The sequence below is a fragment of the Thermanaerothrix sp. genome (assembly GCA_026417795.1).
GTDB lineage: Bacteria > Synergistota > Synergistia > Synergistales > Synergistaceae > Thermanaerovibrio.
The window spans coordinates 1-9,324 of record JAOACP010000047.1 but is presented as its reverse complement, the minus strand read 5'-3'; the positions used below and the strand labels follow the sequence as shown (position 1 = coordinate 9,324).

Here is a 9,324-nt window from a genome sequence, read left to right as displayed (position 1 = left end):
GGTGGTAAGCGTGTCCCTGGGGGCCGGCACCCTCAAGGAGGCGGTGGACGCCGCGTTGGACCGCTACGTGTCGGACAGGGATGCCTTTTACCTCTTAGGATCCGTGGTGGGCCCCCACCCCTACCCCACCATGGTGAGGCACTTCCAGTCGGTGATAGGTGAGGAGGCGAGGGAACAGTTCCTGAAGGCGGAGGGACACCTTCCAAGCCACGCCATAGCCTGCGTGGGAGGGGGTAGCAACGCCATGGGGCTCTTCAGCGGCTTCCTGGACGACCCGTCGGTCCAGCTGGTGGCGGTGGAGCCCGCGGGGCTGGGGCTTCACACGGGCAAGCACGCGGCGTCGCTTCTCAAGGGCCGCCAGGCGGTGATCCACGGGTTTAAGACCTACGTGCTCACCGACGACCACGGCAACCCAGCGGAGGTGCACAGCGTCTCCTCCGGGCTGGACTACCCGGGGGTGGGGCCGGAGCTGGCGCACCTCAAGGACGTAGGCAGGATCCGGTGCGAAGGCGTCACCGACCGGGAGGCCCTGGAGGCCTTCCTCACCCTTTCGAGGACCGAGGGCATAATACCCGCCCTGGAGAGCTCCCACGCGGTGGCCTACGCCCTTGAGCTCCTCAAGGAGCTCAAGGGGGACCAGGCGATATTGGTAAACCTCTCCGGCCGGGGGGACAAGGACCTGGACACCGCCATGAGGGAGCTGGGGCTTTAGGGAAAAGGCGAAGGCGGCGCCCTATGGAACGGCGGCGTCCTCCGCCCCGTAAGCGGCCAGTATCCGGCGGTACTGGCCGCTCTTCTTCATCTCCTTAAGGCCCCTCTCAAAGGCCTTAAGTATCTCCTCCCCATCCTTCACCTTCCTTGATACCATCACGTGGAGGGTGGCCTCCCTGAGGGGGGGCTCCGCCACGTCCAGGACGTTCAGAAGCCAGGGCTCCCGCTTCAAGATCTCAAGCTTCCCCACCAGCTGGTCGTTGATCGCAAGGTCCAGCCTCCGGGACGCCACCTTCAGCGCCAGGGATACGAAACTCACGTCGTAATCCCTCTTGTAGCTGTCCCAGGAGAGGAACTCCTCGTCGTATGAGTAACCCTTGATAAGGCCCACCTTAAGACCCTTTAGGCTCTCCTTGCCCCCATACCGGAAGGGCCTGTCCTTCCTCTTGAAGAAGACTATGCGGCTTCTGGCGTAGGGGGAGCTCACAAGGTACTTCTTCTCCCTCTCCTTGGTGTACCAGGCGTCTATCAGCATGTCCGCGCTGCCCTCGTAAACCGCCTTCTGGGCCGCCTCCCAGGGCATGACCCGGAACGACACCCTGTACCCTTGGCTCCTCAAGGCCCCCCGCACTATCTCCGAGGCCACACCCAGCCTTTGGCTTCGGGGGTCGAAATACGGAGGCCACGGGTCCGCCGTCGCCACCACCTCCCGGGGCGCGCAAAATCCCCGGGGCCCAAGGACGCAAAGCAGCAGGATGGACGCCAAAACCGCCGCCTTAAAGGCTTGTTTAACCATCCCCCATCACCCCCCAAGACAGAAGGTCGGCCGCAATACCCCGCGCATCGACACACTACCACCATGCAGCGCAAGCTTCAAGATCTGCCGCCAAAGCGGATGGAACGGGGGTTGTCTAGCAAGGCTTTACTTGGCATACTGAACCGGGAATAAGGGGCTTTTAAGCCTTAAGACGTTCACCCAATGGGAGGGAGATGTTCGTCATGAGCGCGAAGACCATGGTCATCACGGCGGCGCTGCTGGCCGCCCTCTCCACCTCCGCCGCGGCGGGGAGCCTTCCGGAGAGGAAGGACGTGCCGGCGGAGTTCAAGTGGAGGTTGGAGGACATATACCCCGACGAAGGGGCCTTCGAGGCGGACTTCAAGGCCTTGAAGGGCCGAATGGGGGAGGTGGACCGATTCAGGGGGCGTCTTGCGTCCTCAGCGGAGGAGCTGGCGGAGTGCCTCAAGCTCCGGGACCAGCTCTCCATAACCATGGGCAAGCTCTACGCCTACGCGGTGATGAGAAGCCACGAGGACACCTCGGACCCCAAGCGGCAGGCCCTGGCGGACAGGGCGTCGTCCCTCTCCACCGAGCTTGAGACCCGGTGCAGCTTCATAGTGCCGGAGATAACCCAGATGGACCCCAAGAAGTTGGCCCAGTTCATGGAGCACCCGTCACTGCGGGACCACCGGTTCTTCCTGTCCGAGATAGCCCGTAAACGGTCCCACGTGCTCTCCCAGCGGGAGGAGGAGATGCTGGCCCTGGCGGGAGAGGCCCTGGAGGCCCCGGAGCAGGCCTTCTCCATGCTAACCAACGCGGACATGACCTTCTCCCCCATAAGGGACGAGAGCGGGAACCAGACGGACATGTCCGAGGAGCGGTACTACCGGTTCGTGAGGAGCAAGGACCGCCGGGTGCGGAAGGAGGCCTACGACAGCCTCTACGACGCCTACGGCCGGTTCCCCAACACCTTGGGCGCCACCTTCGGCGGGATGCTTAAGGGAAGCCTCTTCCTGGCCAAGGCCCGCAAGTACCCTTCGGTGCTCGCAATGGCGCTGGACGACGACGCCATACCGGAGGAGGTCTACCACAACCTGGTGAAGACCGTGGAGTCCCGCCTTGAGCCCCTGCACCGGTACGTCAAGTTCCGAGCCAAGGCCCTGGGCCTTGAAAAGGTGGAGCCCTACGACCTGTACGTGCCCCTGGCTGAGGAGCCCAAGACGGACATCCCCTGGGAGGAGGCCAAGGCCATGGTGCTTAAGGCCTTAAAACCCCTGGGAGAGGATTACGTCAAGACCGCCCGGGAGGGCATGGAAAAGGGCTGGATAGACGTGATGGAGAACAAGGGCAAGCGGGGAGGGGCCTACTCCTGGGGGAGCTACGGAACCCACCCGTACATACTCATGAACTACAACGGCACCCTAAACGACGTGTTCACCCTGGCCCACGAGCTGGGGCACTCCATGCACACCTACTACAGCAACCTGCACCAGCCCTACCCCACCAGCGACTACAGCATATTCGTGGCGGAGGTGGCCTCCACGTTCAACGAGATGCTCCTGCTGGACCACCTCATAAAGAACGCCAAGGACCCCAACGAAAAGCGCTACCTCATAAACTACCAGTTGGACCAGATAAGGGGCACCCTCTACAGACAGGCCATGTTCGCCTCCTTTGAGCGGGAGGTGCACCGCCGCTACGGGGAAGGGGAGCCCGTGACGGCCAAGGAGCTGAAGGAGCTGTGGGAGAAGCTGAACCGGGACTACCACGGCGGGTCCTTCCACGTGGAGCCCAAGCTACTGATGGAGTGGGCCAGGATCCCCCACTTCTACAGCCCCTTCTACGTGTTCCAGTACGCCACGGGCATATCCGCCGCCATATCCCTAAGCCGCGCCGTGCTGTCCGGGGACCCTGCCGCCAGGGAGAAGTACCTTGAGATGCTGAAGAAGGGGGGCTCCAAGCACCCCATGGAGCTCCTCAGGGAGGCGGGGGTGGACATGGGCTCGCCCAAGCCCATAGAGGACGCCATAGACCTCTTCGACCGGCGCTTAAGGGAGCTGGAGGACATGGAGCGCCGGTAGTCCAATAAGGCCAGGCCTGAAGGCCGTTAAGCCAAAGCCCCGGCGGACAGCCGGGGCTTTATATTTTTTATCTTTGCCAGTTTAAACCTTTGTGCCACTGAGGGAGCGGGCATGCCCCCTTGGGCGCCGCGGGCCATGACATCACTCCTCCGCCATCTGCCGGACCTTCTGGGAGAGCCCCCGGCGGATCACCAGCACCGCGTCATCCCCGTCCACCACCATGACGTCCTCAAGCCCCATTAGCACCAGCCTCCTGGTGGAGGAAACCGCAAGGCACCCCCGGCACTCCTCGAAACGGGCGGCCCCCCGGGCGGCGTTGCCCTCCGGGTCCTTGGCCGTCACGTGGTACACCGAGTCCCAGCTGCCCACGTCGGACCACCTAGCTTTAAGGGGCACCACCGCCACCCTTTGGGACCTCTCAAGCAAACCCTTGTCAAAGGACAGGGGCTCCACATCCCAATAGGCCTTAAAGAGCCCCTCAAGCCCCTCCGCAGCAAGCTTCCAAAGGACCGGCGCGGCCCCTTTGAGCTCCTCCATGAAAGCCCCAAAGGTGAAGCAGAACATGCCGCTGTTCCAAAGGTACCCGCCTTCCTCCAGGAACGCCCTGGCCCTGTCCAAATTGGGCTTCTCCTCAAAGCGCTCCACAAATCTCGCCGAAAGGCCCTCCAACGGCCTTCCCATCTTTATGTAGCCGTAACCGGTCTCCGGGTACCGGGGCTCGACCCCGAATGTTACGAGGTACCCCTCAAGGGCCGCCTCCGCCGCCTGGTCCATGGCGTCCATGAGGGCCAGCGGGTCCTCCACCACGTGGTCGCATGGAAACACGAAGACCACGTCGCCGTCCCGGGCCCCCTTGTCCCTAAGGGCCAGCACCCCAGCAAGGACCGCGGGCAGCGTGTTCCTCCGGCAGGGCTCCTCGACCACCGAACACAGCTCACCCCCCGGGGCCGTAGAAAGGTGGGACCGCACCTTGTGCCCAAGCCCCTTTGATGTAACCGCCGCCATCCTGGAGGGGTGAACCCTGCCCAGGGCCCTGCGGAAGGCGTCCGAAAGGAGGCTGGGCCCGTCCCCTAATGGCATGAACTGCTTGGGGCTGTCCCCCCGGGACAGGGGCCACAGCCTCACCCCTCCCCCGCCGGCCAAAAGAACGCCGTAGGTCTTCATATCATATCCACCTTGCCACCCTCATCTCCCCGATTAGACCTATAAATGCGCCTTAAGTTGTACATCTCCGCGTCCGCCCGGGCCACAGCGGACATCAGGTTCTCCCCGGCCTCAAGACATACCACTCCGAAGTCGAAGGACACGCCGGTCACGCAGGAGCAGAGGATCATCTCCGAGAGGGCCCGCCGAACCCGGGAGAGGAGCCCCGTCATCTCCCCATGGCTCGCCCCGGGGGAGAAGACCACGAACTCGTCTCCCCCGTATCGAACCACCACGTCCCCGGAGCGCACCGAGTCCCTGATGACCCGGGCCACCTCCTTAAGCACCAGGTCGCCGGTCTCGTGGCCGTAGGTGTCGTTCACCCCCTTGAAGTTGCTCAAGTCCACCATGGCCACGCACACCGGAAGTCCGGACCTCACGGACCGGGTGAGCTCCTCCTCCATCCGGGCGTCCAGGTACTTGCGGTTCCAAAGCCCCGTCAGGGGGTCCTTGAGGCTCTGGATCTCCAAAAGCCTAAGGTGCTCAAGCCCCTCCAGCAGGGCCCCCAGGTGCCAGGAAAGGACCTCGAAGAACTCCTCGTCGGACTCGTCGAAGGGCTCCTCCGGAGACTCCAGCAGCAACACACCCCGCATCTGACCCATTACGAACACCGGCACGTCCAGCTGGTGCCGGGTGTTGGACCCCACCAGATCCAGGTGCCCCGACTGGGGGCTCACCCAGCGGTGGTTGGTCATCCGCCGGGACTTGAGGATCCGGTACACCAGCCCGCCGCCCCTGCGCTTTATCTCAAGGCTCTTCTCATCCAGCAGGTCCTTAGGCGTCACGCTGGATGCCACGAGCTTGAGCTCCACCGGACCTTCCTCCACCCTGAAGAACTCCACCACCCCGTATCCCATGGTGCCCGCCAGCTCCCTGACTGTAAGCTCCGCCATCTCCTCCAGCGACGAGGCCCCCCTAAGCGACATCACCAGCCGATGGAGCATCCTGCTCCGGTTAAGCTCCCGCTCAAGGCACCCCACCACCTCGTTCCGCTCTATCCTCATGGCAAGGAAGGGCCCAAGGGCCTTGAGGATCTCCCCGTCCACCTCCATGCTGAGGGACCGGGGCTGCCTCTTGCCCACCCGGAGCATGCCCCAGGGGTAACCGTCGGGGCCTATTATGGGAACCCCAAGCTCCGACCGGATCTCCTCCTCGGTCCTTACAACCACCGGGTCTATGAGGGCGTCCTCACAGAGGTAGGGCTTGAGGGTCCACATGACCCTTCCCACGAGGCCGCGGCCCTCCCGGATGAGGACGTCCACCTGTGCCGCCGACACGGAACTCCCCAGGTTGCACCTGAACCTCATGGGGGCGTCCCGCCGGTCCCTGGAGACTATGGACGCCACGTGGTAGCCCATGGCCACAAGGCCCTCCACGGTACGGTCAAACAGCCCCTCCACGGTGGTATCCTCACCAAGCCGGGTCAGAAGGGCGATGAGGGCCCCCCGCTTGGAACTAAGGCTCTCCAACGATACGCCGCGAACCCTCTCCAGCTTAAGCCGGTCCTCCAGACGCTCCACCTTGAGCAAACCCCATATCACCGGCGCCGCCAGGGAAGAGGCGTGTACGATCAAGTCCACGTTATCAATTAAATCATCCCCCCGCCTGCCCCGGACGGAGATGACCCCCAGGACCCGGCCCCGCCAGAGGACGGGACAGGCCAGGTGCGCAAATCCATCGCCCGCCTTAGATCTTTCAACCTGCACCTCCCCAAGGGAGAACGCCCGTCCCTCGGGCCCCTCCAGGGAGGAGACCAGGCGGTTGCACTTGGCCCTGCCGGTGACGTCCAGGAGCATGCCGTTATGGGGCTTTGAGGGGGCGTAGAAGAAGACGGAGCAATCCCTGAAGGCCCTTGCCACCCAATCCACCAGGGCGGAGCACGCCTCCTCCGCCGACAGGGCCCTCTCAAGGGTGTTCATCAAGGCCTTGATGTTCGGGTAACCCAAAGCAGCACCTCCTAATCCAAGGCCGCCTTCCCCAGTTGGTCCACCCACAGGCCGAGCACTGAGCTCAAGGGGTCTTTGCCTCCGCACCGCCGTTCCGCCTGAACACCTCGTCCATCTCCAGGTGCACGTCCAGGAAGGCCCTCACAACCAGCGGGTCGAAGTGGACCCCCGAGTTGGCGGTGATGTAATCCACCACCCGCCGGTGCTCCATGGGCCCCTTATAGGGCCTTCGGCTCCTCAAGGCGTCGTACACATCCGCCACGGCGGTTATCCTGGCGGAAAGGGGTATCTCGGTCTCCTTGAGGCCGTAGGGGTAACCGGTCCCGTCCCACCGCTCGTGGTGGTAAAGGGCTATCTCCGCCGCCATGGCAAGGCTCTTCTTGTCCTTCGATATGTTGTAGCCCATGACCGTGTGGGTCTTCATGAGCTCGAACTCCCCTGGGTCCAGCCGCCTTGGGGCCAGCAGTATGCTGTCGGGGATTCCCACCTTGCCTATGTCGTGGAAGGGGGCGAAGATCTCCATGTCCCGGCAGAACTTGTTGGGCATCCCCATGGCCTCCGCCAGAAGCCTGCAGTAGCTTCCTATGCGGATGAGGTGCTCCCCGGTCTCCTCGTCCCGCATCTCCGCGGTGAGGGTTATGGCCCTATAGGCCTCAAGCAGCAGCTGCTCCTCCTTGTCCTTGAGGTCGCTCAGGTTCACCGGTACGGCCAAGAAGGCCGCTATCCCGCCGTCGGCGTCCCTTATGGCGCTCACTATGAGCCTCACCCAGATCATGGACCCGTCCTTCCGGCGGTTTAAGACCTCCCCCTCCCAGCGCCCCACCGCCGGGTCCAGGATGGCCCGCCAAAGCTCTCGGAAGGTCTCCTCGTACTCCTCCCGTGAGACGCCGTGCTCCTCGTAGACATTAGGGCCGGGGTTCAGTATCCTCGGGTTCTTCCCCAACACCTCCTTCTGGGTGTAGCCGTACATCTCCTCGAAGGCGGCGTTCACGTAGGTTATGGCGCCGGAGGGATCGGTTATGCAGACGCTCTCGGCGAACTGGTCCAGGGCGCGCCTGAATACGTCCAGGCCCTGCTTTGCCATAACCAGGTCGGTTATGTCGTGCCCCATGGCCAGAACCGCCCCGCCATCCCCATTTCCGGGCATGGGGGACAGCTTCAGTATCAGATGCCGCAGGTCCTCCCCCTTAAAGGCCTTGACGTGAAGGACCCCACCGGACTGCAGGGCGCCCTTCACTGCCTGGACGTGATCCTGGGACGCCATCTCCCATATGTAGGATGAGCCGTGCCTTGGCAGAAGCTCCCCCGCGAAGCCGTTGCGGTGAAGAACCCGGCCGTACCCGTCCAGCACGGCGAAAACCGTGGAGTCGTCGTTGGTCACCGCCTCAAGCAGACGCCGTTGGAAGGCCAGGTCCCGAAGGGCCTTGCGGAACTCTGCGTCCCTGCGGCTGAAGGACATGAGCACCCCCTCGAAGCTTCCACCAGGGCCAAAGATCCCCCGACACTGGACGGAGCCGCCGAGGTATCCCACGCTAAAAGCAGGACAGGGGCCCGAAGACGCCGGGCAAAGGGCGGCGCCGCACAGCTCATCCCCGAAGAGGTCCCGGCACATCTTGCCCTGCCAGGAGTCCACATCAATCCCCAAGAGCCTTCGCAGGGGATCGGACACGAAGACCACCCTCCCGGAAGGTTCCACCAGTGCCACGGGCTCACCTAAGGCTTCAATAGCTCCCTTGAGAAGCATCTCCATCTTCCATCCACTCTCTCCCAACAACACTTTAGGACGCCCATTCTCCACTACCTTGCGCAAATCATTTTAACACCGCCGGGGGTCCCGTTGTCCTCTTGTACGCAATGTGGAGGAGGTTACTAAAATGGGCCTTCGGCTTCCATTTAAACGGCGTCCTTCGGCGAAGGGCCTTGGGGCCGTTACAAAGCCTTAACACAATCGTAAGGTACCGCCAACCGAAGAGGCATAGTATGTGGCTGGTCAATGGGATCCAAGGACAAAAAGGGAGAGTGATGGACGTGAGGTTTTTAGGCAAGGCGTTGGCTTCGCTCCTGCTGCTGGGAGCCATGGTAGGAAGCGCCATGGCGGGTGAGATAGTCATGAACGGCTCCACCACCGTTTTGCCCTTCGCCCAGTCGGCGGCGGAGGGGTACATGAAGGCCCACCCGGGGGTCAAGATATCGGTCTCCGGCGGCGGCAGCGGCAACGGCATCAAGGCCCTCATAGACGGCATGGCCCACATAGCCAACTCCTCCAGGGCCATGAAGAAGGAGGAGGTGGAGAAGGCCAAGGCCAAGGGCATAACCCCGGTGGAGCACGTGGTGGCCTTCGACTGCATAGTGCCCATAGTGAACCCCTCCAACCCGGTGTCGGACCTCACTGTGGACCAGCTCAGGGACATCTACACCGCCAAGATAAGGAACTGGAAGGAGGTAGGGGGCCCGGACAAGCCCATAGCGGTGATAACCCGGGACAGCAGCTCTGGCACCTACGAGGTCTGGGAGGAGAAGGTGCTGAAGAAGGCTCCTGTGACCCCGAGGGCGCTGGTGGTGGCCTCCTCCGGGGCGGTGATACAGCTGTCTCTTATACACATCT

At 63.1% G+C, this 9,324-nt stretch carries 7 protein-coding genes; 3 read left to right on the top strand and 4 right to left on the bottom strand.

Annotated features, from left to right (window positions below; all coding sequences use genetic code 11):
* The coding region (locus N2315_08330; protein ID MCX7829182.1) for a pyridoxal-phosphate dependent enzyme at nucleotides 1-712 on the top strand (712 nt) is incomplete at its 5' end.
* A 21-nt stretch (nucleotides 713-733) separates the two neighbouring features.
* Here N2315_08330 and N2315_08325 read toward each other — a convergent pair.
* The gene (locus N2315_08325; protein MCX7829181.1) at nucleotides 734-1,507 is read right to left on the bottom strand and encodes a transporter substrate-binding domain-containing protein; all 774 of its coding nucleotides are present in this window, start codon (nucleotides 1,505-1,507) and stop codon (nucleotides 734-736) included.
* Between the two features lie 203 nt (nucleotides 1,508-1,710).
* Here N2315_08325 and pepF point away from each other — a divergent pair, with 203 nt between their 5' ends.
* Complete coding sequence (pepF, locus tag N2315_08320; GenBank protein MCX7829180.1) at nucleotides 1,711-3,570, top strand: oligoendopeptidase F; 1,860 nt, start codon at nucleotides 1,711-1,713, stop codon at nucleotides 3,568-3,570.
* A gap of 141 nt (nucleotides 3,571-3,711) precedes the next feature.
* On the opposite strand, the gene N2315_08315 is transcribed toward pepF, so the two are convergent.
* The 3 genes from N2315_08315 to N2315_08305 all read right to left on the bottom strand — a co-directional run bounded on the left by N2315_08315 (nucleotide 3,712) and on the right by N2315_08305 (nucleotide 8,490).
* Nucleotides 3,712-4,734, bottom strand: coding sequence for a sugar phosphate nucleotidyltransferase (locus N2315_08315; protein MCX7829179.1), 1,023 nt, complete (start codon nucleotides 4,732-4,734; stop codon nucleotides 3,712-3,714).
* Nucleotides 4,731-6,719: a diguanylate cyclase gene (locus N2315_08310; protein ID MCX7829178.1), complete on the bottom strand. Its 1,989-nt coding sequence runs from the start codon at nucleotides 6,717-6,719 to the stop codon at nucleotides 4,731-4,733. The genes N2315_08315 and N2315_08310 overlap by 4 nt, the downstream gene beginning before the upstream one ends.
* 64 nt (nucleotides 6,720-6,783) lie before the next feature.
* A complete protein-coding gene (locus tag N2315_08305; GenBank protein ID MCX7829177.1) occupies nucleotides 6,784-8,490 on the bottom strand; it encodes a PAS domain S-box protein in 1,707 nt (568 codons plus the stop codon).
* A gap of 257 nt (nucleotides 8,491-8,747) precedes the next feature.
* Here N2315_08305 and N2315_08300 point away from each other — a divergent pair.
* The coding region (locus tag N2315_08300; protein MCX7829176.1) for a PstS family phosphate ABC transporter substrate-binding protein at nucleotides 8,748-9,324 on the top strand (577 nt) is incomplete at its 3' end.